The organism is Salinimicrobium oceani (assembly GCF_012037645.1).
Genome location: NZ_JAAVJR010000286.1, coordinates 1 through 570, shown reverse-complemented (window position 1 = coordinate 570; position 570 = coordinate 1). Strand labels below are relative to the sequence as shown.

Genomic DNA, 570 nt, shown 5'->3' with positions numbered 1-570 from the left:
ATCGGTTTCTTCAATTGATCTTGATGATATTCAATATAAGACTGCGTCCAACATTGGAGAAGCCCTGCAGGGACGTGCTGCCTGGGTGCAGGTAATTACTTCGGGTCAACCGGGAAATAACCCTACTATAAGGATCAGGGGGATTGGAACAATTGGCAATAACGATCGTCTCATCGTTGTTGACGGGGTGCCGCTCAATGGTGGTTTAAACCAGGTGAACATGCAGGATGTCGCTTCCATGCAGATACTCAAGGATGCATCGGCTACTGCCATCTATGGTTCGCGTGGAGCTAATGGAGTAGTAATAATTACCACTAAAAGAGGAAAAGCCGGAGTAGGGCAACTAACTTTAGATATCTTCTCCGGAATCCAGGAGCCTACCAATATGATCGATGTGCTTAATGCGCAACAGTTTGCTCAGCTAAGCAACGAAATGTTGGCCGCAGGCGGATTTACTACAAATCCCGATTTTGCCGATCCTATTGCTTTGGGAGCGGGAACAGACTGGCTTGATGCACTATTCACTACCGGATTTCAAAATAACGTGACGCTTGCTTACAGTAACGGAAA

At 46.5% G+C, this 570-nt stretch carries 1 protein-coding gene; it reads left to right on the top strand.

What is annotated here, in order from left to right; translation table 11 throughout:
* Positions 1–570, top strand: a 570-nt coding sequence (locus HC175_RS16760; protein ID WP_168139502.1) for a TonB-dependent receptor plug domain-containing protein, incomplete at both ends; no start/stop codon positions are given.